Origin of the sequence: Streptomyces sp. NBC_01571 (assembly GCF_026339875.1) — a bacterium.
Taxonomy (GTDB): Bacteria; Actinomycetota; Actinomycetes; order Streptomycetales; family Streptomycetaceae; genus Streptomyces.
On sequence record NZ_JAPEPZ010000001.1, the window covers coordinates 6,980,222 to 7,001,433 of the forward strand.

The following is a 21,212-nucleotide window of genomic DNA, read 5'->3' on the forward strand; positions in this document are numbered from 1 at the left end:
TGAGTCTCCACCCGCTGGAAGGCCCAGACTCACCGACATGATCGACGACGGCATCCGCCTCCTCACCATCGGCGAGCTGGCCCGGAACACCGGACTGACCGTCCGCACCATCCGCTACTGGTCGGACGAGGGTGTCCTGCCCCCGGTGGGCCGTTCCGCCGGCGGCTACCGCCTCTACGACGCGGAGTCGGTGGCCCGGCTGGAGCTGATCCGCACCCTGCGCGAACTCGGCCTCGGCCTGGGCGATGTGCACAGGGTGCTGGCCGGCGAGGCGACGGTCGCGCAGGTGGCCGCCGCGCACGTGGCGGCGCTGGACGCGCAGATCCGCGCGCTCAGGGTGACCCGGGCGGTGCTGTCGACCGTGGCGCGACGCGGTTCCACCGCAGAGGAGATGACGCTCATGAACAAGCTGGCGCGGCTGTCGGCCGCGGAGCGCAGGCGGATCATGGAGGAGTTCGTGGAGGAGACGTTCCACGGGCTCGACACGGCGGACCCGGTCATCCGCGAACGCATGCGCGCCATGGCCGTGGACCTCCCGGACGACCCGACGCCCGAACAGGTGGACGCCTGGGTGGAACTGGCCGAACTGCTCCAGGACCCCGAGTTCCGGGCGCGGATGCGGGAGGTGGCCGAGTTCAACGCGGCCGACCGCGGCCAGGAGTCTCCCGCGGGGGCCTCTCTGTGGTTCGCCCGCCGTCTGATCCAGCTGGCGGCACAGGCCCGCGAGCGGGGGATCGAGCCCGGGACGCCGGAGGCCGGGGAAGTGCTGCGCGAACTGCTCGGCGACGCGGATCCGGTCGCCGTGCTGGAACGCCTGGAGGCCGCCGCGAACGATCGGATCGCCCGCTACCGGGAGTTGCTCTCGCTGGCGAAGGGCCAGGGAACCCTGCCCGCGCACCGCGAGGAGTTCGCGTGGGTGGTCGCCGCACTGCGCCGCCTGTCCGCCCGTTAATCTGACCTCCGTACACACGGCAGTAATGCACTACGAAGGGGCGGATCGGTGGCGGACATCGAGGAAGCACGCAAGCAGTTCGAGCGGATCGATACGGATGGTGACGGTTTCATCACCGCGGCCGAGTTCAAGAGCGCCCTCGCCCAGGGCGGCGACTGGAACGTCACCGAGTCGGTGGCGGAGGCCGTCATCGCCACCCGCGACCTCAACGGCGACAAGGTCCTCTCGTTCGACGAGTTCTGGACCCACCTGAACAAGTGACGCACGCGAAGGGGCGCCCACCGGTGATCCGGCGGGCGCCCCTTCGTCATGCCCCCGTGCGATGCGCACGCTCCGCCGCCCCGCCCCGCCCCGCCCCGCCCCGCCCCGCCGCTCCGGCGTCAGCGGCAGGCCGAAGCACGCGCCGAGCCGGTCAGCGGTCAGCACGGAGCCGACCGGTCCCCGGGCGAGCGCGCGCCGTCCCGCAACAGGAGGGCGTGCGTGGTGCCCGGGGCAGCCCCTCCAGCTGGTGGGGCACCAGGACCGTCGCCAGGCGCGGGTGCTCGCGGCGCAGGGCGTGTTCCTGCTGCGCGAGGGAGGTCAGGAGGTCCGCCCGCGGTACTGGCCCGGTGCCACCCCGTACTCCCGCTTGAAGGCCTTGGCGAAGGCGAACTCCGACGCGTAGCCGGCGCGTCGGGCGATCAGGCGGAGCGGAGTGCCGTCCGTGCGCAGCAGTCGGCCGGCCGTGGTCATCCGCCACCAGGTCAGGTAGGCGAGCGGGGGTCTGCCCACGAGCGTGGTGAAGCGGCGGGCGAAGGCGGCGCGGGAGAGGCCGCCGAGAGCGCCGAGTTCCTCGACCGTCCAGGGACGGGACGGATCGCCGTGCACCGCGCGCAGGGCCGCCGAGACGGCCGGGTCGGCGAGCGCGGCGGACCAGCCCGTGGGGTGCGCGGTGTCGTGCCGCTCGCCCTGCCACCAGGCGCGCAGGATGTACATCAGGAGGGTGTCGAGCAGCGAGGTGACGACCGCATCGGACCCCGGCCGCGGCTCCTCAAGCTCGCTGCCGAGGAGTTCGACCGCGGCCCGCAGCGAGCGGTGCGTCCCGTCCCGGGCGGGCAGATGGACCACTTCCGGGAGCTCCGACAGGAGCGGGTGGGCACGGGCGCGGTCCAACTGGTAGGCGCCGCACAGCAGGACGGTCGGCGCACCGGCCGACGGGGGCCGCGGCGAAGGGAGTCGGTACACGTGCACCGGCGACGAGGGGAGTCGGTCCGAGAGGTTCCGGGGAGGCGAGGCGGAAGGACGCGGCGGGGCCTCGGGCCAGGTGCCGTCGGGTCGCAGCCGTACCTCCTCCAGGGGCGCGTCCGGGTCCGCGGCCAGCGCGTGCCCGCGGCCGTGGGCGAGGAAGACCACGTCTCCGGGACCGAGCGCCACCGGCTCGCCCTCCGCGGGCAGCAGCCACGCCGAACCCTGGAGCACCACGTGGAAACCGGCCCCGTCCGAGGCCTCGAATCGCATCCCCCAGGGCGCGGACCTGTCCCGGCGCGAGGAGTGCGGACGCCCGGTGCGCATGGTCGCGATGACGTCACTGAGTACGTCCATGCCCGTACCGTAACGCGTGGACCGCACGGCGAGACGCACGGACAGGAAGGCGAGACCGGCAGGCATGGAACGTCTCGCGCCGCGCTTCTAGCGTCGTCGGCATGCCATCAACTACCGCACGCACAGTGCTCTTTCACGAACTCGGCGGTCCCGAGGTCCTGACGGTCGAGGACGGCGACGTACCCGATCCGGGCCCCGGCCAGGTCCTCGTCCGCGTCGAGGCGCTGGGCATCAACCGCGCCGAGGCCCTGTTCCGCGCGGGGACGTACTACTACCGGCCCACCCTGCCCGGCTCACGGCTCGGATACGAGGCGTCGGGCACCGTCGAGGCCGTCGGCGAGGGTGTCGGCGACTTCGCCGTGGGCGACCCGGTGATGACCGGCCCCGGCATCGAGATGAGCGCGCAGGGCGTGTACGCGGAACGGGTCGTGCTGCCCGGCACCGCGGTCGTGCCGCGCCCGGAGTCGGTGGACGCGGTCACCGGCGCGGCGTCGTGGCTGACGTACACGACCGCGTACGGCGCCCTGCTGGAGACCGCGGGGCTCAGGCCCGGCGACCACGTTCTGATCACCGGCGCTTCGAGCGGGGTCGGCACCGCCGCGATCCAGGTCGCCCGCCGCATCGGCGCGATTCCGCTCGCCACCACCCGGACCGGGGCGAAGAAGGGGCGGCTTCTCGCACTCGGGGCGGAGCACGTACTCGTCTCCGGCGAGGAGGACGTGCCCAAGGAGGTCCGGCGGCTCACCGGCGGGCGAGGGGCCGAGGTGATCTTCGACGCGATCGGCGGGCCGGGGTTCCGGGCGCTGGGCGAGGCACTGGCGGACGGCGGTGCGATGGTCGTCTACGGCTGGCTGGACCGGCGCCCGGCCGAGCTGCCCTGGAACTGGCCGCTCACCCTCCACACGTACGCCAATGCCGCCCTCACCTCGACCCCGGGAGGCCGCCGCCGTTCCACGGCCTTCCTCGACGCGGGCCTGCGGGACGGCAGTTTCCGGCCACCCGTCGCCGAGGTGTTCGACGGCCTCGACAGGATCGGGGACGCGCACCGCCTGATGGAGGGCAACACGCACCTGGGCAAGATCGTGGTGAAGCCGTGAGCCGCGCGTGCGAGGCCGTGGGGTGAAGCCCTGGGTGTAGCCATGAGGGTGAAACGGCAGGGGCGCTCACCCGATTGCCGTACGCCCCCGGAATAGCCCTTCCCGCCGCGGGGTTGATGCTCGCCATCAGGAGCATCAACCACTGAAGGGCCTGGCACTCATGAAGATCGGCATCATCGGCGCGGGCAACATCGGCGGCAACCTCACCCGGCGGCTGACCGCCCTCGGACACGACGTCTCCGTCGCGAACTCCCGCGGTCCCGAGACCCTGACCGCGCTGGCCGAGGAGACCGGGGCGACGGCCGTCACGGTCGGGGAGGCGGCGCGCGGGGCCCAGGTGGTCGTGGTCACGGTCCCGCTGAAGGCAGTGCCCGACCTGCCGTCCGGCGTGCTGGACGGGGCGGCGGACGGAGCCGCCGTCATCGACACCGGCAACTACTACCCGCAGCAGCGCGACGGCAGGATCGCCGCGATCGAGGACGGCGGGCTCACCGAGAGCCGCTGGACGTCCCAGCAGATCGGCCACCCCGTCGTGAAGGCGTTCAACGGCACGTACGCGCAGGACATCCTGGACCGGCACCGTCCGGCGGGCGACCCCGACCGCATGGCCCTGCCGGTGGCCGGCGACGACGAGGCCGCCAAGCGGGTCGTACGCGACCTCATCGACGAACTCGGCTTCGACACGGTCGACGCGGGTGGCATCGACGAATCCTGGCGTCAGCAGCCCGGCACCCCGGTGTACGGCCTCCAGAAGGGCCTCGAGGCGGTGACCAAGGCACTGGCGGAGGCCTCCGCGGAGCGCCCGGCGGACTTCCGCGGCTGACGCTCCTCGGCTCCCCGGCGCCGGCCGTCCGGCGCCGGGACACCCGACATCGGTGCGGTCCTCCGATGCCGCCCGTCCGACGCCGGTCACCCGGCGCCGGACGGCGACCCAGGTCCGGACCGCTGCCGCATCCCCGCCGCATCCCCCGGACCCACGCCGCTTCCCGGCCGGTCAGTCGACCGCGGCCCACTCGCGCAGCGCCGCCTTGCTGGAGAACTGCGCGACGTCCTTGTCCACGGGGTTGTCGGTGTACTGGTGGAAACGCCACTTCGCCTTGATGCGGGGCTCGCCCGCGGTCACGTAGTCGGCGATCCACAGACCGTCTCCCGCGTACGAGGTGGTGTCGACGTTGAGCCAGAAGTTGCGGTTCGTGTAGAGCAGGACCCGGTGGTCCGGCCTCAGCTCCTTCACCTTGCGCACGAAGCGGTCCTTCTCCGCGTTGCTGGCGTGGGTGCCGTCACCGGTGGTCTCCCAGTCGACGGCGAGCAGGTCACCGGCCTTCTCCGGGGCCTTGCCGACGAAGTACTCGGCCTGGGCGGTGATGTCGCCGGGCCACAGGAAGTGGTAGAAACCGACGACGCAGCCGCCGTCGCGGGCCGTCTTCACCTGGGCGGTGAGCTTCGGATTGACGTACGAACGGCCCTCGGTCGCCTTGATGAAGACGAAGGAGAGCCCGTCGGTGGAGTAGGCGGACGACTGGTAGGCGCTGACGTCGATGCCGCGGAGCATGGGGGACTCCTCCGTGCGTGGGGGGACGGGTGCGAGCGATTCTGCCCCCGCGTGTGGGGTGGATTCGGGGTTTCACCGGTCTTGGGACCTCTCCGAGTGACGTTCCCCCACTTCGCCCGCCCCATCCTCGAACGACCGGCCGATGTCCTGTCGGTGAGGGCAGGGATGCCGCCAAAGGCGCGTTCCGGCGGGCGGTGCATGCCGATGATCGGGCCGAAGCGCGTCGCGCGGGCATCGGACGCACCGGAAACGGATCGTTGCAAGTCCTGTTTGATCGGTACTTGGGGCCCGCAACTTGTTGCGCCGGGCACAGCCTGAGCTGGCCGAAGGGGTACCTGCTTTGGCATATTTACGGGCAGGGTGAGGTTCGGCGGATTCCGGGCCACGGGCGCCCACGCAAAGGTTCGCGGGGAGAACAGTGCGTACAGGCAGAGCCAGGGAAATGCGGCACCTGATCCGCCGGGCGACCGACGGGCCGCACCCGCCTGTTCCCTCGGGCCCCGACGTGCTCTCCGCCGCGCGGATCGCCCGGGTGTCCGGGATCGAAGGCCGTCAGGTGGTCCTCCGCGAAGGGGAGTTCCCGTACGGCACTGCCTCGGGTCTGTGGCTCGCGCTGCCCGAGCGGCACGTCGTCGTCGCCCAACGCCCGGCTCCCGTCCGCCGGATCACCGCGTCACCGGGACAACGCCGGTACAAGGTCTGATCCGTGGGTGCCTCGACCTACTACATACCCGCGCTGGCCCTGTGGGCCGGCCTCGCCTCGAAACTGCCCGAGCTGGTGAGATCCTGGCGCGATCCACTGGTTCGCTGCGTCTGCTGGGTGATCTTCCTGGGGGGCGCCGGGTTCGCCTTCGCCGCCCCGCCCACCGTCGCCGCCGTGAACAGGACGAGCGGCATCCCCAATCTCGCCGCGCTGCTGGTCTACGCCGTCGTCAGCGCCTACAGCGCCTCCTGCCTGGTGCTCATCCTGCACTGGCGCGGAGGCCCGGCCGACCACGTGCGCCGTCTCGCGCGGCGCTGGCAGACCGGCTACGCCGTCGTGATCGTCCTGTTGATCCTCCTCTTCGTCCTGGGGGACGCCCCCGTCGAGCGGCGGACGGACCTCGACACCTACTACGCCACCTCGCCCTGGATCGGGCAGATGATCGTGCTGTATCTGCTCGGCCACATGACCGCCGCGATCGCCACCACGGTGCTGTGCTGGCGCTGGGCGATCCAGGTGCACGGATGGCTGCGGGCCGGCTTGTGGCTGCTTGTGACCGGCTGGCTGCTCAATCTGTCCTTCAGCACACTGAAGCTGACCGCGGTGGTGGCACGGTGGGCCGGCCGGGACTGGGACGTACTCAGTACCGTCCTGGCGCCCGGCCTCGTGGGCCTGGCCGCCACCGTCGCCACCGTCGGCTTCACACTGCCGCTGTACGGCCCGCGGCTGGTCGCGCTCTGGCGTGCGGTGGTGACCTGGAGACGGCTCGGCCCGCTGTGGCGTGAACTCAGCAGTGCCTCCCCCGGGATGCCGCTCGCCGCGCCGATCCCCTGGTACTCGTCCTGCGCCGTGCGCCTCACCCGGCGTGAGGCCGGCATCCAGGACGGCTTGAACCTGGTCCGCCCGCACCTCGACGACCAGGTCCGTTCCGATGCGCAGAGCACGGCCCGAGCCGTGGGCCACGGCGCGGAGGACGCCTTCCGCATCGGTCTCGCGGCGATGATCGCCGCCGCCGTCCGCTCCCACACCGACGAGGCGGCCGCGGCCCGGGTGGCCGTCGCGCGGAACACCGCGGACTTCGCGTCGCGTGCCACCCTGGTGGGTGTGGCGCGTGCGTTGCGTACGTCCCCCGTCGTCGCGGCAGCCCGTGCCGCCGCGGCGGCGGCCGACGAGAGAACCCCGTTGTGAACCCCCTTGTGGGCCGCGGCCGGTCAAGGGAGGGCGCCGCCGCGGTACGCGGTGTGCGGCAGTGACCGGCGGGACGCTGTCGCGCCGCCCCTCGTACCGGTGAACGGGCTGAGCCAGGAGGGCAGTTGTCTCACGCCGTCGGACGGTGACGCGCGGTGACGGCGCCCGCGGGAGATCGAACCGCCCCTCGGGTGGGAAGCCTTCGGCCGGACACGTCCACCGCGCCGTCGTGTCCGTGTCCCGCGACAACCCGGTGGCCGGCCGGGCCCGGACCACTCCGCTCGCAGCCGCGACAGGGCGTCGCGCATGATGCGGTGTGGTGTGCGGCCCGCGAGGTCGGCCGTCCGCTTCGTCCCTGCGACAGAAGAGAGTTCCGTACATGCCCCACAGATCCGCGCCCCGCCGTACCGCCGTGGTCATCGGAGGGGGCATGACGGGCATGCTCGCGGCAGCCGTGCTCGCCGACCACGCCGACGTCACGATCGTCGAGCGCGACCTTCTGCCGGACGGCCCGCGACCCCGCAAGGGGCTGCCGCAGGCCCGCCACGCCCACGTGTTGTGGTCCGGCGGGGTCAAGGCCCTCGAGGAACTCCTGCCGGGTGTCGTCGACCGGCTCGTCGGCCAGGGCGCCCGGACCGCCCGCATCATGACCGACCTGGTGTCCAAAGCGCCGTCGGGCCAGTGGTTCCGTCGCTTCGACCACGCCCGCCACATCAACCTTCTGTGCAGCCGTGACCTGCTCGACGCCGTGATCCGCGCCAGGGTGCTCGAGGACCCGCGCATCTCCCTGCGGCAGCGGACCGAACTGCTGTCCCTGGAAGGCGACTCCGGACGCGTGTCCGGCGTCCGCATACGCGCGGCGGACACCCACGCCACCCTTGCCGCCGATCTGGTCATCGACGCGGGCGGGCGTGGCAGCCGCGCCCCTGGCTGGCTGCGGGACCTGGGCCTTCCAACCGTGGCCGAGCGCACGGTCGACGCTGGCGTCGGCTACGCCAGCCGGATCTACCGCGCTCCCGGCACCGCCGCCGCCGGCTTCCCGATCGTCAACGTCCAGGCCGACCCCCGCCAGAACCCGGGAAGAGGCGGCATCATCACCCCCATCGAAGGCGGCCGCTGGCTGGTCACGCTCGCCGGCACCCGCGGGGGTCAACCCAGCGGTGACAACGAGGAGTTCGTGCCCTTCGCGCTCAAGCTGCCGCACCCCGTCATCGGTGAACTCCTCGCCGGCGCCGAGCCCGAGACGGACGTCGTCACCACCCGTAGCACCGCCAACAGGAGGCGCTACTACGAGAAGGCCGCCCGCTGGCCCGACGGCTTCGCCGTCCTCGGCGAGGCCGTCGCCGGCTACAACCCGGTCTACGGTCACGGACTGAGCGCCGCCGCACAGAGCGTCGTCGCCCTGCGCGGCGTCCTGCGACGGCACGACCTTCGCGCCCCCGGCACCTCCCGGCGCATCCAAAGAGCCGCGGCCCGGCCGGTCGAGAACGCGTGGAGCCTGGCCGTGGGCCAGGACGTGTTCTACCCGGGTGCCAGCGAACAGCCCCCCACCCGGCTCGAAAGGAACCTCGCCGCCTTCGTCGACAAGGCCGTCGACGCCGGCTCGCGCAACCCCCGCGCGCTCCGCATCCTGCTGGACGTGATGAGCATGGAGAAACCGCCCGCCCGGCTGCTCATGCCCGACATGCTCGCCCTGATCTGCCTCGGCCGGAAGACGCCTCTTCTGGAAGGCCCGCCGCTGACGGAGCACGAGCGCGCCGCCGTCACCGTCTGATGCCCTTCCCGGGGCCGCCGTCGCGTATTCCGTGCCCCGGGCGACCCGAAGCCTCCGTCCGAAACGAGCCCACTGAAATCCACCACGGAAACACGGAACATCACATGACTTCCGCTGCCTATCTGGATCTCCATCAGGAGTTCTCCTCGGACATAGAGGAGGAGATCGAGTCGATCCTCGAGGGGCTCGGCCCGTCGGCCGATTCCGTCCGGAGCGTCGTCACGGAACTCCTGTGCCACCAGAGGATGAAATACCCTCTGTCGGTGCTGCCGCTGGTCGTGCACGGCGTCGAGACGGGCAGCCCCGAACCCGCCGTCCCGCTGTCCGCCGTGCACGTGCTGTGGTGGACCTCGGCCTGCTATCTCGACGACCTGGCAGACGGGTACGGCGCGCACCCGCCCGCGGGCCTCACCGCGCACGAGGCCCTCCTGGCAGCCGTGGTCACGGGACACGTGCTGTCCCTGAAGGCGGTTGGCTCGAGGCGGTTCCCGGAGCCGGTCCGCGCCGCTCTGACGGCCGAGATCCTCGACTGCGGGATCACCGCCGCCCAAGGACAACTGGGCGACATACGCGCGGAGGTGGGCACCGCGTCCCGGAACTCGGTCCTCACGGCGTACCGGGAGAAATCCGGCGCTCCGTTCGGCATGATCACGGCGATGGCCGCGATACTCGCAGGCGCGGAGGCCCAGCGGATCGATCTGTGGCGGGAGTTCGGCTCCGTGTTCGGCGTCCTGTGGCAGATGTTCAACGACCAGGAGGACATCGCCTCCGAACGGAACGAAGACCTGCTGAACGGCACAGCGACCTATCTTTCGGCATGCGCGCTGGAGGACGCGGCGCCCGATCTCCGGCACCGCATCCTGGACCTGCACGCCGGTGCGAGAACGTCCGCCGCGTCACGATCGGCTCTGGCCGCCCTCCTCCTCACACCCGCCGTCCTCGATCGCTACGAGGACGAGATCCACAAGTTCCGTGACGAGGCGCACCGCATCCTCGGCGACCTGGGCGGTGACGAGCGCTACCTGCCCATTCTGCGGCAACTCGTGGACCGGACGTCCCGACTCCTGCTGCGGCCGGGGAGCGCCACGGGATGAGCCCGACCGTCGACGCGCGGGAGCGGGCGTAGTCGAAACGGGCTCGGCCGGTCTCGCACGACGAGGGTGCGTCAGGCGCACAGCGAGCGGTTCACGGGCTGCCTGAGCGCTGGACGAGGGAGGGGCGCGCTGATCACCTGGGGCACAGGGTGAGGTGGCGGACGTGGGCACGCTGATCGTTGGTGCATTCGTTGCGGGTGAGGCCGCCGAGGGTGTCGGTGTGGCTGGTGCAGTTGCCGTCGCCGTCGTGGACCCGGGACTCCGTCGTGCTGTCGGATTCGGTCGGCGGGCGAGTCAGCTCTCGACCGTGCACCTGAGGCGGACGGCGGCGCCGCTCGGGCCGGTGACGGCAGTGGGGCGCCCGAAGGCTTCGCGGTCGTCCCTCGGCCGTGAGTTGCGGCGCGGTTCATCCGCCGCGTACGGCCCCGACCGCGCCGAATCACACGAACGCGCAGGTCAGTGTCCGTTCGGATTCCCTCAGCACTCGATGATGTTGACGGCCAGCCCGCCCCGCGCCGTCTCCTTGTACTTGACGCTCATGTCCGCGCCGGTCTCCTTCATGGTCTTGATGACCTTGTCGAGGGACACCTTGTGGGAGCCGTCGCCGCGCATCGCCATCTTCGTGGCGGTGACCGCCTTGACCGCGGCCATGCCGTTGCGCTCGATGCAGGGGATCTGGACCAGGCCGCCGACCGGGTCGCAGGTGAGGCCGAGGTTGTGTTCCATGCCGATCTCCGCGGCGTTCTCGACCTGCTCGGGCGAGCCGCCCAGTACCTCGGCGAGGGCGCCCGCCGCCATCGAGCAGGCGGAGCCGACCTCGCCCTGGCAGCCGACCTCGGCGCCCGAGATGGACGCGTTCTCCTTGAAGAGCATGCCGATCGCGCCCGCGGCCAGCAGGAAGCGGACCACACCGTCCTCGTCGGCACCGGGGACGAAGTTGATGTAGTAGTGCAGCACCGCGGGGATGATGCCCGCGGCACCGTTGGTGGGGGCGGTGACGACCCGGCCGCCCGCCGCGTTCTCCTCGTTGACCGCCATCGCGTAGAGGGTGATCCACTCCATCGCGTGGGCCAGCGGGTCGCCCTCGGCGCGCAGCTGGCGGGCCGAGACGGCGGCACGCCGCCGCACCCGCAGGCCGCCGGGCAGGATGCCCTCGCGGGACATGCCGCGTGACACGCACGCCTGCATCACGCGCCAGATGGCGAGAAGGCCCTCGCGGATCTCCTCCTCGGTGCGCCAGGCCCGCTCGTTCTCCAGCATCAGCGCGGAGATCGACAGTCCGGTCTCCTGGGTCAGCCGCAGCAGCTCGTCGCCCGTGCGGAAGGGATACTTCAGGACGGTGTCGTCCAGCTTGATGCGGTCCTCGCCCACCGCGTCCTCGTCGACCACGAAGCCGCCGCCGACGGAGTAGTACGTCTTCTCCAGCACCAGTTCGCCGGAGGCGCCGTACGCGAAGATCGTCATACCGTTCGCGTGGTACGGCAGGGCCTTGCGCCGGTGCAGGATCAGGTCGTCGTCGAAGGAGAAGGGGATCTCCCGCTCGCCGAGCAGGCTGATGCGGCCCGAGGCCTTGATCGCCTCGACGCGGTCGTCGGCCCCCTCCACGTCCACCGTCCGCGGCGAGGCGCCCTCCAGGCCGAGCAGCACCGCCTTAGGCGTGCCGTGCCCGTGTCCGGTCGCGCCCAGTGAGCCGTACAGCTCGGCCCGGACGGAGGCCACGGCGGGCAGCAGGTCCTCGTTGCGCAGCCGGTGGGCGAACATCCGTGCCGCGCGCATCGGGCCCACCGTGTGGGAGCTGGACGGGCCTATGCCGATCGAGAACAGGTCGAAGACCGAGATGGCCACGGGAACTCCTAGCAAGCGGGGTGGTGCATGAGGTGGGCGCCGCACACAGCTGTGCCTCCAGTGTGCGCGGCGCCCCGAAGAATCGTACGTTCCGTGCGAACTACTTCAGGCCGGGGTACAGCGGGTGCTTGTCGGCCAGAGCGGACACCCGGGCCTTGAGGGCGTCCGCGTCGTAGGACGGCTTCAGCGTCTCGGCGATGATGTCCGCGACCTCGGTGAAGTCCTCGGCCTGGAAGCCGCGGGTGGCGAGGGCGGGGGTGCCGATGCGCAGGCCCGAGGTCACCATCGGGGGCCGCGGGTCATTCGGGATCGCGTTCCGGTTGACCGTGATGCCGACCTCGTGGAGCCGGTCCTCGGCCTGCTGTCCGTCCAGCTCGGAGTTGCGCAGGTCGACCAGGACCAGGTGCACCTCCGTGCCGCCCGACAGGACCGAGACACCGTGCTCGGTGACGTCGGCCCGCACCAGGCGTTCGGCGAGGATCCGCGCGCCGTCGAGCGTGCGCTGCTGGCGCTCCTTGAAGTCGTCGGAGGCGGCGACCTTGAAGGAGACGGCCTTCGCGGCGATCACGTGCTCCAGTGGACCGCCCTGCTGGCCCGGGAAGACCGCGGAGTTGATCTTCTTGGCCAGTTCGGCGGTGGAGAGGATCACGCCACCGCGCGGGCCGCCCAGCGTCTTGTGGGTGGTCGTGGTGACGACGTGGGCGTGCGGCACCGGGTTCGGGTGCAGCCCCGCCGCCACCAGGCCGGCGAAGTGCGCCATGTCGACCATCAGGTACGCGCCGACCTCGTCCGCGATCCGGCGGAAGGCGGCGAAGTCGAGCTGACGCGGGTAGGCGGACCAGCCGGCCACGATCAGCTTCGGCCTGGACTCCTTGGCGAGACGCTCGACCTCGGCCATGTCGACCTGGCCCGACTCCTCGTCGACGTGGTACGCGACCACGTTGTAGAGCTTGCCGGAGAAGTTGATCTTCATGCCGTGGGTCAGGTGCCCGCCGTGCGCGAGGTTCAGGCCCATGATCGTGTCGCCCGGCTTGAGCAGCGCGAACATCGCGGCCGCGTTGGCCTGGGCGCCCGAGTGCGGCTGCACGTTCGCGTGCTCGGCGCCGAACAGCGCCTTGACGCGGTCGATGGCGATCTGCTCGACGACGTCGACGTGTTCGCAGCCGCCGTAGTAACGGCGGCCCGGGTAGCCCTCGGCGTACTTGTTGGTCAGGACCGAGCCCTGGGCCTCCATGACCGCGACCGGAGCGAAGTTCTCCGAGGCGATCATCTCCAGGGTGGACTGCTGGCGGTGCAGCTCGGCGTCGAGGGCGGCCGCGACGTCCGGGTCCAGCTCGTGAAGGGGCGTGTTCAGAAGCGACATGCGGTGACTCCTCAGCCGGCGGTGAAGGCGGTGTACTCGTCGGCGGACATCAGGTCGTCCGGCTCGTCGGTGACGCGTACCTTGAACAGCCAGCCGCCCTCGAAGGGCGCGGAGTTCACCAGTGAGGGGTCGTCCACGACGTCCTGGTTGGCCTCCACGATCTCGCCGGTGACCGGCGCGTACAGGTCGCTGACCGACTTGGTCGACTCCAGCTCCCCGCAGGACTCGCCCGCGGTCACCGTGTCACCGACCTCCGGAAGCTGGGCGTAGACGACATCGCCGAGCGCGTTGGCCGCGAACTCGGTGATGCCGACTGTCGAGACGCCGTCCTCGGCGACCGACAGCCACTCGTGCTCCTTGCTGTAGCGCAGCTGCTGGGGGTTGCTCATGGCCTGAATTCTCCTGTACGCGGGGGAGTGCTGGTGAACGGGTACGGACGGGGCGTCCGGATGCCGGGGTGTCGTGAGACAGGGGACAGGGCGCGGCGAGGTACGTCACGTCGACGCGCCCGAGCCCTGGTGGACCTACTTCTGGCGCTTGTAGAACGGCAGGGCCACGACCTCGTACGGTTCGTGACTGCCCCGGATGTCCACGCCGACCCCGGTCGTGCCCGGTGCGGCGTGCGCGGCGTCGACGTAGGCCATGGCGATCGGCCGGCCCAGCGTAGGGGAGGGGGCGCCGGAGGTGACCTCGCCGACGACCGCGCCGCCCGCGACGACGGCGAACCCGGCGCGCGGGACGCGGCGGCCCTCGGCGACGAGCCCGACGAGCACCCGCGGGGGGTTCGCGGCGGCGCGTTCGGCGGCGGCCTCCAGGGCCTCGCGCCCCACGAAGTCACCCTCCTTCTCGAACTTCACGACCCGCCCGAGCCCCGCGTCGAAGGGGGTGAGCGAGGTGGTCAGCTCGTGCCCGTACAGCGGCATGCCCGCCTCCAGGCGCAGCGTGTCGCGGCAGGACAGACCGCACGGGACCAGCCCGGCCGGTGCCCCCGCCTCGGTCAGCGCCTGCCAGAGCTTCTCGGCGTCGGACGGGGCCACGAAGAGCTCGAAGCCGTCCTCGCCCGTGTAGCCGGTGCGCGCGATCAGCGCCGGGACGCCCGCGACCGTGCCCGGCAGACCCGCGTAGTACTTCAGGCCGTCGAGGTCGGCGTCGGTCAGCGACTTGAGGATGCCGGGGGACTCGGGGCCCTGGATGGCGAGCAGCGCGTACGCGTCCCGGTCGTCACGGACCTCGGCGTCGAAACCGGCGGCGCGCTCGGTCAGCGCGTCGAGGACGACCTGGGCGTTGGAGGCGTTGGCGACGACCATGTACTCGGTCTCGGCCAGCCGGTACACGATCAGGTCGTCCAGGATGCCGCCGTCAGCCCGGCAGATCATGGTGTAGCGGGCACGGCCCACGCCGACGGAGGCGATGTTGCCCACCAGCGCGTGGTTCAGCAGCGCGGCGGCCTGCGGGCCGGTGACCGTGATCTCGCCCATGTGCGAGAGGTCGAAGAGACCGGCGCGGGTGCGGACGGCGACGTGCTCGTCGCGCTCGGAGCCGTACCGCAGGGGCATGTCCCAGCCCGCGAAGTCGGTCATCGTCGCGCCCAGCGAGCGATGCAGGGCATCGAGCGCGGTACGGCGGGGGGCGTTACTGCTCATCGGTGGGGCTCCCAAGGCATGACGGCGAGGTCGTTCCTCCCCATCTGTCATCGGAACCTGAGAGGTTCATCACGACCCCGCGAACGGAGGTCACGACTTGCACCTTGGGTGGAGCCACCGGTCAGCGGCCCGCTTTTCAGATGTGCCTCGCCCGCGCGGTAACGGGGCCTGAGAGATTCAAGGGAGGGACTTGCTCCTTCGGCGTCCCAGCAGCACGTACGTCACACGGATGTGTGCACGTCACTGGGAACTCTCCCGCGCGGATTCAAGCGGCCGGTATGCAGTTGGCGGGCACATCATTGCACGCGCCGTCCCATGACGGCAGTCCGCATCTGTAACCGGCCTGTGGCAGTCCGAACACGGAAACAGGAACCACCGCGCATTACCTTCTCTTTACACTCGACGGGGATGGGACTCCAGACCCAAGGGGAGGACGATCACGGTGAACAGGACCAGGGCGTACGCGACGACCTCGGCCCTCGCGCTGCCGCAGCAGCCGAGTACCGCGGCCCGGGAGGCGTGCGGCACGCTTCCGGCGGCCGTCGTCCGCGACCTCAGGGAGCGGGCCGGGCACAGCCCGCACGGCCTGTACTTCGGCACGGCGGACCTCGTGGTGGTCACCGGGCTGCCGGGCAGCGGCAAGTCGACCCTGATGCGCCGCGCGGTCGCCGGCCGGCGCGTGGACTCCCAGGACACCCGCGACCGCTGGGACGGCCGGCTGGCCCGCCGGCTCCCGTACGCCGTCTACCGCCCCTTCGTCCGCCTCGCGCACTACGCGGGCCTGCGCCGCACGCTGCGTTCCGGCGCAGGCGTCGTCGTGCACGACTGCGGTACCCAGGCCTGGGTGCGCCGCTGGCTCGCCCGCGAGGCCCGCCGCCGGGGCGGCACCCTCCACCTCCTGCTCCTCGACGTCACGCCCGGCACGGCGCTGGAGGGTCAGCGCGAGCGCGGCCGGGGCGTCTCGCGGTACGCCTTCGCGCGTCACCGGGGCGCGCTGAGCCGGCTGCTGCGCTGCGTCGAGCGGGGCGAACTGCCGGAGGGCTGCGGCTCGGCGGTACTCCTCGACCGCGAAGCGGCGGACGTGCTGCGCCGGATCGACTTCGACGGCTGACGGCGTCGCGGGGACCGGCCGTGCGGGTGTTCGTCGTACGGGAGCGCGCGTCGTACGTGAGCGCGGAGCCGGCCGGACGGAAGGCCGGGCGGGGGCGGGCGCGGGAGAACGGGACATCGTCGTACGAGAGGGTCGCGGGCGCCCACTAACCTTTCCAGCCGGAACACCAGAGCAGCACACCAGGACACCGGAACACCGGATCAGCGGTTCACAGCAGGCGGTAGACAGATGGACTTCCCCGACTTCCCGGCACCAGCGCACCCGCACCCCCACCCGCACGGCGGGTGGCCGGGCAACGAACTGGAGGAGGTGCTCTCCGCGTCCCTCGGAGTGCCCTCGGCGGGCGGCCGCATCGTCGAGGTCCTCGGCCGCAGCTTCGTCTGGGTGCCGCTGCCCAACGGCGGCGGTCCGCACGCCGGCCCCCTCGATCTGCCCACGCTGGAGATCGAGGGCCAGGCGTACGTGCCGGTCTTCAGCTCCGAGGAACAGTTCCGCCAGGTCGTCGGCAGCCATCTGTCGTTCACGATCGCGCCCGCCGTCGAGTTCGCCCGCGGGCTGCCCCCGCAGGTCGGCGTCGCGATCAACCCGGGCGGTGTGGTGGGCGTACCGCTGCCGCCCCTCGTGGTCGCCGAGCTGTGCCGTGCCGGGCGCACCCCGCTGGACGGTCCCGCGAGCGGCGGCCGGGTGCAGCTCTCCGAACCCGACTGGCAGGACGACCCGGTGGACTTCCTGGCCGCGGCCTCGGGCGAGTTCGCGGCGACCGGTGTGGTGCTGACCGCGCGCCGCTGCCTGGCCAGCATCGAGGGCGACGACCCCCTGATGTTCATCGGGGTCGAACTGACCGGATGGGAGGGCGACGCCCGGACGCTCCCGCTGGACGCGCTCGGCCGGGCCCTCGGCCGGGTGCCGGTGGACCGGCCGGTGAACATGGTGTTCCTCGACGTCGCGCAGGACCCGGTGGGGGAGTGGATGCGCGCGAACGTGCGACCGTTCTACCGGCAGGGCTACTGACGCGGGCGGGGAGCTCCGGAGCCGTGCGTCAAGTCGCTGTCAGGATCGCCGCTTAAGCTGGTTTCATGGCTCGGTCGGGGTGTGGGCGAGGTGTCGACGCATCTCGGGCACCGGTGTCGCTGGCGTAATGGGTGAGTTCATCGTGATTTCTTCGCGAAGGGGCGATTGAGGGTGAGTGCGTCGGGCACGGCCGCGGCCGGGCAGGTCGAGCACATGCTGCGCCAGGTGACGCCCGGGCGTTACGACGCCTACGAGGCGCTCCTTCGCGCGCTCGCGACCCCGTCGTCCGGCCAGGTGTGGATGCTGCTCTGGCACGGCCAGGGTGGCTCCCCGGACGCCCAGTACGGGAACATGGAGGTGGAGGGCCTCGGTTACGCGCCGTGCGTCACCTCCGCCCAGGAGCTCTCGGCCAGTGGCTGGAACCGGTCGTACGAGGTCGTCGACGGCCTCGACGTGGCCCGCACCCTCTACCCCGACCACTTCGGACTCTGGCTCAATCCGCACGCTCCCGGCGGCGGGCTCGGCATCCCGTGGCTGGATCTGCGCCGGATCGCCGCGGGCCTGGAGCGCCAGCCCGCAGGCCCGCTGCGGCTGTCCGAACCCGGCATCGAGATCCCGCAGTTCTACGCCCTGCTCACGCAGAACGCGCATCGCACCCCCGCCGTCCGCTCCCTGCGGCGGACCTGGGTGCAGCCCGCGCTCGGAGCGCCCTATCTGGCCATCGGGCTCGACGTCTACGACACCTCGCCGGCCGCCGTCGACTCGGTGCGGGCGATGATGCAGCAGTCGATCGGCGCCGTTCCGGAGGGGCTGCCCGTGTCGACCGTCGCGATGTCCGACGAGTACGACCCGGTGGCGATGTGGCTGCGCGCCAACGCGCGCCCGTTCTACGACCGCGAGGCCCACGCGGCCCCCGCGCAGGCTCCGGTGGCGGGCGGGTACGGGTACCCGCCGGCGCGCGGTGTTTACTGAGACCGTCGCGGGACGAACGGTGAAGGGCTGTCACGGCTTCTTCACCGGAGAGTCGGCATGTCTTCGCGCGTAGATGGCAAGGGATCGTCCGGTTAGGGACCGTATTCGCCGCGACCGTACCAACTGCCCCGTGTCCGACACCCGTTACCCACCGTCCGGATAACGGAACACCTCAAACAGCATCACGTTTAGGCATCCATTCACCGTCAGGTCTGGCTACAGATCGCCGACGCGTTGAAGACTCCCGCTCCAGGGGGTTTAGCCCCTGTGTACGACGGACTGATCACGCCGCTACGAGCGGCACGTGTGGGCCGGCTACCGCCGGTTGAGAGGGGTCCCTGCCAGATGACGGCACCATTGCACGAGCCGACCGCGGAGGCACCCCCGAGTGCGGCCGAAGAAGCGGCGGCTGCCACCGCCGGCGAGAAGGTCGTGCAGGGACGTTCCCTGGGCCGGATCGCCTGGGAGCGCCTGAAGAGGGACAAGCTCGCCCTGACCGGCGGCATCGTCGTGCTCGTCCTCATCGTGATCGCCCTGCTCGCGCCAGTGATCACCCACCTGCTCGGTCAGGACCCGGACACCTTCAACGAGAAGCTGATCGACCCTCTGTTCGGCACTCCCACGGGGTCATTGGGCGGCATCAGCGGCGACCACCTGCTGGGCGTCGAGCCCATCAACGGCCGCGACATCCTCGCCCGCATCCTCTACGGTGCCCGCGTCTCGCTCCTGGTGGGCTTCCTCTCCGCCGTCGTCGCGGTCATCCTCGGCACCGTGCTCGGCATCCTGGCGGGCTTCTTCGGAGGCTGGGTCGACTCGCTCATCAGCCGCGTGATGGACGGCCTGCTGGCCTTCCCGCAGCTTCTGTTCACGATCGCCCTGGTCTCGGTGATGCCGAACAACATGCTGGGCCTGTCCGGCTCCAACGTGCGTGTGTTCGTGATGATCCTGGTCATCGGCTTCTTCGGCTGGCCCTACATCGGACGCGTGGTGCGCGGCCAGACGCTCTCGATGCGTGAGCGCGAGTACGTCGAGGCCGCCCGATCGCTGGGCGCCGGGCGCTTCTACATCCTGTTCAAGGAGCTGCTGCCCAACCTGGTGGCGCCGATCATCGTCTACACGACGATGATGATCCCCACGAACATCCTCACCGAGGCGGCGCTCAGCTTCCTGGGCGTGGGCGTCAAGCCGCCCACCTCGTCCTGGGGACAGATGCTGTCGAGCGCGATCGACTACTACGAGTCCGACCCCATGTACATGGTGGTCCCCGGTGTGGCGATCTTCATCACCGTCCTTGCCTTCAACCTGTTCGGCGACGGCGTGCGTGACGCGCTGGACCCGAAGGCTTCCCGCTGAACTGCCACACCTCAAGCGTCCCGTGGCACTGACACGGGGTCTCTCATCAAATCCGGAGGATCCGAGATCGTGACTACCCAACGCACCTCAGGGCGGCGTAAGCAGGCGTTCGCCGCCGCTGCTGCGGTCGCCGCACTGCTGACCACAGCGGCGTGCGGCGGCAGTGGCAGCGACGACAAGGGCGGTTCGAAGACCGGCGCCGCCGGTTTCGACGCCGCGAACAACAAGGTCGCCCAGGCCTCCCTTGCCAAGAAGGGTGGCACGCTGCGGTTCGGCGGTGCCCAGGACGCCGACTCGTGGGACACCACGCGTGGCTACTACGGCTTCATGTGGGACTTCGCGCGCTACTACAGCCGCCAGCTGGTCACGGGCAAGACGGAGCCGGGCAAGGCGGGCGCCGAGCTCACCCCGGACCTCGCCACCGGTCTCGCCAAGGTCACCGACGACGGCAAGACCTACACGTACACCCTGCGTGACGGCGTCACGTGGGAGGACGGCAAGCCGATCACGTCCAAGGACGTCAAGTACGGCATCGAGCGCGTCTGGGCGCAGGACGTGCTGTCCGGCGGTCCGACCTACCTCAAGGACTTCCTGGACCCGAAGGGCGAGTACAAGGGTCCCTACAAGGACACGTCCAAGGACAAGCTGGGCCTGAAGGCGATCTCCACCCCGGACGACAAGACCGTCGTCTTCCACCTCCCCAAGGCCAACTCGGACTTCCAGGAGGTGCTGGGTCTGGTCTCGGCCTCCCCGGTCCGCCAGGACATGGACACCAAGTCCAAGTACGGCCTGAAGCCGTTCTCCTCCGGCCCGTACAAGTTCTCGTCGTACAGCCCCGGCAAGAGCCTGACGCTGGAGCGCAACACCCAGTGGAAGCAGTCCTCGGACCCGATCCGCAAGGCGTACCCGGACAAGATCACCGTTCAGTTCTTCTCGGACGCCAACCAGCTGGACCAGCGTCTGCTCAACGGTGACCTGGACCTGGACATCAACCAGACCGGCATGTCCCCGCAGGGCCGCACCACCGCCCTGAAGGAGCACAAGGCCAACCTGGACAACCCGATCTCCGGCTACATCCGTTACGCGGCCTTCCCGCAGAGCGTGAAGCCGTTCGACAACGTCAATTGCCGCAAGGCGGTCATCCTCGGCGCCGACCACGTCTCGCTGCAGACCGCGCGCGGTGGCCCGGTCGCCGGTGGTGACATCGGCACCAACATGCTCCCGCCGTCCGTCCCGGGCGCCGAGGGCCAGAAGTACGACCCGTACGGCATCTCCGGTGCCGACAAGAACGGCAACGTCGCCAAGGCCAAGGAAGCCCTGAAGGCGTGTGGCAAGCCGAACGGCTTCACCACCACCATCGCGGTCCGCAACAACAAGCCGGTCGAGGTGGCCACGGCCCAGTCGCTGCAGGCGTCGCTGAAGAAGGTCGGCATCACCGCGCAGATCGACCAGTTCGACGGTTCGCAGACCACCGGCATCATCGGCAGCCCCTCGAACGTGAAGAAGAAGGGCTACGGCATCATCATCATGGGCTGGGGTCCGGACTTCCCGACCGTCCAGGGCTTCGGTCTGCCGCTGTGGGACAGCAAGTACATCGCGCCGAGCGGTAACAACAACTTCGCCCTGATCAACGACAAGACCATCGACGGTCTTTTCGACCAGTACGTCACCACGCTGGACGAAGCGGGCAAGACCAAGCTCTCGACGGAGATCAACCACAAGGTCATGGAGGGCGCGTACTACCTGCCCTTCACCTTCGAGAAGTTCATCAACTGGCGCGGCGACAACCTCGCGAACGTCTACACGACGGACAACTACAGCGGTACGTACGACTTCGTCAACCTCGGTCTGAAGAACCCGAAGAAGTAAACCGGCACACCCGCCGTACAGGCACGAAAGGCAGGTGAAGGCCGGCGCGGCGTGGCCGCGGGCCACCGGATGACCTCCGGTGGCCCGCGGCCCCGCAGCGGGCC

The 21,212-nt window shown here is 70.7% G+C and carries 19 protein-coding genes and 2 riboswitches; of the genes, 13 read left to right on the top strand and 6 right to left on the bottom strand.

Going from position 1 to position 21,212, the window contains the following annotated elements:
* Positions 1–37: 37 nt before the first annotated feature.
* Positions 38–952 carry a MerR family transcriptional regulator gene (locus OHB41_RS31540; protein WP_266701468.1) on the top strand — a complete coding sequence of 305 codons (915 nt, stop codon included), beginning with the start codon at positions 38–40 and terminating at the stop codon, positions 950–952.
* Positions 953–1,000: 48 nt separating this feature from the next.
* Positions 1,001–1,213 (top strand): EF-hand domain-containing protein, encoded by a 213-nt coding sequence (locus tag OHB41_RS31545; RefSeq protein WP_148010556.1) that lies wholly within the window; start codon positions 1,001–1,003, stop codon positions 1,211–1,213.
* A 318-nt stretch (positions 1,214–1,531) separates the two neighbouring features.
* Here the strand turns inward: OHB41_RS31545 and OHB41_RS31555 are convergent, their stop codons facing one another.
* Complete coding sequence (locus OHB41_RS31555; protein ID WP_266701469.1) at positions 1,532–2,533, bottom strand: AraC family transcriptional regulator; 1,002 nt, start codon at positions 2,531–2,533, stop codon at positions 1,532–1,534.
* A 101-nt stretch (positions 2,534–2,634) separates the two neighbouring features.
* Here OHB41_RS31555 and OHB41_RS31560 point away from each other — a divergent pair, with 101 nt between their 5' ends.
* Positions 2,635–3,630 (top strand): zinc-dependent alcohol dehydrogenase family protein, encoded by a 996-nt coding sequence (locus OHB41_RS31560; protein ID WP_266701470.1) that lies wholly within the window; start codon positions 2,635–2,637, stop codon positions 3,628–3,630.
* A gap of 73 nt (positions 3,631–3,703) precedes the next feature.
* Positions 3,704–4,453, top strand: coding sequence for an NADPH-dependent F420 reductase (locus OHB41_RS31565; RefSeq protein WP_266706284.1), 750 nt, complete (start codon positions 3,704–3,706; stop codon positions 4,451–4,453).
* Between the two features lie 171 nt (positions 4,454–4,624).
* On the opposite strand, the gene OHB41_RS31570 is transcribed toward OHB41_RS31565, so the two are convergent.
* The gene (locus OHB41_RS31570) at positions 4,625–5,182 is read right to left on the bottom strand and encodes a glycoside hydrolase family 25 protein (RefSeq protein WP_266701471.1); all 558 of its coding nucleotides are present in this window, start codon (positions 5,180–5,182) and stop codon (positions 4,625–4,627) included.
* A gap of 442 nt (positions 5,183–5,624) precedes the next feature.
* On the opposite strand from OHB41_RS31570, the gene OHB41_RS31575 reads away from it, so the two are divergent.
* From OHB41_RS31575 to OHB41_RS31590, 4 genes are all read left to right on the top strand, one after another.
* Positions 5,625–5,885, top strand: a complete 261-nt coding sequence (locus OHB41_RS31575; protein WP_266701472.1) for a hypothetical protein — start codon at positions 5,625–5,627, stop codon at positions 5,883–5,885.
* A gap of 3 nt (positions 5,886–5,888) precedes the next feature.
* A complete protein-coding gene (locus OHB41_RS31580) occupies positions 5,889–7,073 on the top strand; it encodes an MAB_1171c family putative transporter (RefSeq protein WP_266701473.1) in 1,185 nt (394 codons plus the stop codon).
* A gap of 379 nt (positions 7,074–7,452) precedes the next feature.
* Positions 7,453–8,847 carry an FAD-dependent oxidoreductase gene (locus OHB41_RS31585; protein WP_266701474.1) on the top strand — a complete coding sequence of 465 codons (1,395 nt, stop codon included), beginning with the start codon at positions 7,453–7,455 and terminating at the stop codon, positions 8,845–8,847.
* Positions 8,848–8,951: 104 nt separating this feature from the next.
* Complete coding sequence (locus tag OHB41_RS31590; protein ID WP_266701475.1) at positions 8,952–9,941, top strand: polyprenyl synthetase family protein; 990 nt, start codon at positions 8,952–8,954, stop codon at positions 9,939–9,941.
* 477 nt (positions 9,942–10,418) lie between these two features.
* On the opposite strand, the gene OHB41_RS31595 is transcribed toward OHB41_RS31590, so the two are convergent.
* The 4 genes from OHB41_RS31595 to gcvT form a co-directional block, all read right to left on the bottom strand.
* A complete protein-coding gene (locus OHB41_RS31595; protein WP_266701476.1) occupies positions 10,419–11,786 on the bottom strand; it encodes an L-serine ammonia-lyase in 1,368 nt (455 codons plus the stop codon).
* A 100-nt stretch (positions 11,787–11,886) separates the two neighbouring features.
* Positions 11,887–13,149, bottom strand: coding sequence for a serine hydroxymethyltransferase (glyA, locus tag OHB41_RS31600; protein WP_266701477.1), 1,263 nt, complete (start codon positions 13,147–13,149; stop codon positions 11,887–11,889).
* 11 nt (positions 13,150–13,160) lie between these two features.
* Positions 13,161–13,538, bottom strand: a complete 378-nt coding sequence (gcvH, locus tag OHB41_RS31605) for a glycine cleavage system protein GcvH (RefSeq protein ID WP_266701478.1) — start codon at positions 13,536–13,538, stop codon at positions 13,161–13,163.
* Between the two features lie 135 nt (positions 13,539–13,673).
* Entirely contained in the window at positions 13,674–14,792 is a 1,119-nt protein-coding gene (gene gcvT / locus OHB41_RS31610) for a glycine cleavage system aminomethyltransferase GcvT (protein ID WP_266701479.1), read from the bottom strand.
* Positions 14,793–14,826: 34 nt separating this feature from the next.
* Positions 14,827–14,938: riboswitch (glycine riboswitch) on the bottom strand.
* Positions 14,939–15,060, bottom strand: a riboswitch (glycine riboswitch).
* 168 nt (positions 15,061–15,228) lie between these two features.
* Here gcvT and OHB41_RS31615 point away from each other — a divergent pair.
* The 5 genes from OHB41_RS31615 (at position 15,229) to OHB41_RS31635 (ending at position 21,108) form a co-directional block, all read left to right on the top strand.
* Positions 15,229–15,903 carry an AAA family ATPase gene (locus OHB41_RS31615; RefSeq protein WP_266706286.1) on the top strand — a complete coding sequence of 225 codons (675 nt, stop codon included), beginning with the start codon at positions 15,229–15,231 and terminating at the stop codon, positions 15,901–15,903.
* A gap of 228 nt (positions 15,904–16,131) precedes the next feature.
* Complete coding sequence (locus OHB41_RS31620; RefSeq protein WP_266701480.1) at positions 16,132–16,914, top strand: enhanced serine sensitivity protein SseB; 783 nt, start codon at positions 16,132–16,134, stop codon at positions 16,912–16,914.
* Positions 16,915–17,085: 171 nt separating this feature from the next.
* Positions 17,086–17,886 (top strand): enhanced serine sensitivity protein SseB C-terminal domain-containing protein, encoded by an 801-nt coding sequence (locus OHB41_RS31625; protein ID WP_266701481.1) that lies wholly within the window; start codon positions 17,086–17,088, stop codon positions 17,884–17,886.
* A gap of 345 nt (positions 17,887–18,231) precedes the next feature.
* Positions 18,232–19,239 carry an ABC transporter permease gene (locus OHB41_RS31630; protein WP_266701482.1) on the top strand — a complete coding sequence of 336 codons (1,008 nt, stop codon included), beginning with the start codon at positions 18,232–18,234 and terminating at the stop codon, positions 19,237–19,239.
* A 69-nt stretch (positions 19,240–19,308) separates the two neighbouring features.
* Entirely contained in the window at positions 19,309–21,108 is a 1,800-nt protein-coding gene (locus OHB41_RS31635; protein ID WP_266701483.1) for an ABC transporter substrate-binding protein, read from the top strand.
* Positions 21,109–21,212: the final 104 nt, after the last annotated feature.

Excerpts from the sequence above, each read along its gene's own strand:
- OHB41_RS31540 (WP_266701468.1), top strand. The coding sequence starts at position 38 with ATGATCGACGACGGCATCCGCCTCCTCACCATCGGCGAGCTGGCCCGG.
- OHB41_RS31555 (WP_266701469.1), bottom strand. The coding sequence starts at position 2,533 with ATGGACGTACTCAGTGACGTCATCGCGACCATGCGCACCGGGCGTCCG.
- OHB41_RS31560 (WP_266701470.1), top strand. The coding sequence starts at position 2,635 with ATGCCATCAACTACCGCACGCACAGTGCTCTTTCACGAACTCGGCGGT.
- OHB41_RS31570 (WP_266701471.1), bottom strand. The coding sequence starts at position 5,182 with ATGCTCCGCGGCATCGACGTCAGCGCCTACCAGTCGTCCGCCTACTCC.
- OHB41_RS31575 (WP_266701472.1), top strand. The coding sequence starts at position 5,625 with ATGCGGCACCTGATCCGCCGGGCGACCGACGGGCCGCACCCGCCTGTT.
- OHB41_RS31585 (WP_266701474.1), top strand. The coding sequence starts at position 7,453 with ATGCCCCACAGATCCGCGCCCCGCCGTACCGCCGTGGTCATCGGAGGG.
- OHB41_RS31590 (WP_266701475.1), top strand. The coding sequence starts at position 8,952 with ATGACTTCCGCTGCCTATCTGGATCTCCATCAGGAGTTCTCCTCGGAC.
- glyA (WP_266701477.1), bottom strand. The coding sequence starts at position 13,149 with ATGTCGCTTCTGAACACGCCCCTTCACGAGCTGGACCCGGACGTCGCG.
- gcvH (WP_266701478.1), bottom strand. The coding sequence starts at position 13,538 with ATGAGCAACCCCCAGCAGCTGCGCTACAGCAAGGAGCACGAGTGGCTG.
- gcvT (WP_266701479.1), bottom strand. The coding sequence starts at position 14,792 with ATGAGCAGTAACGCCCCCCGCCGTACCGCGCTCGATGCCCTGCATCGC.
- OHB41_RS31620 (WP_266701480.1), top strand. The coding sequence starts at position 16,132 with ATGGACTTCCCCGACTTCCCGGCACCAGCGCACCCGCACCCCCACCCG.
- OHB41_RS31630 (WP_266701482.1), top strand. The coding sequence starts at position 18,232 with ATGACGGCACCATTGCACGAGCCGACCGCGGAGGCACCCCCGAGTGCG.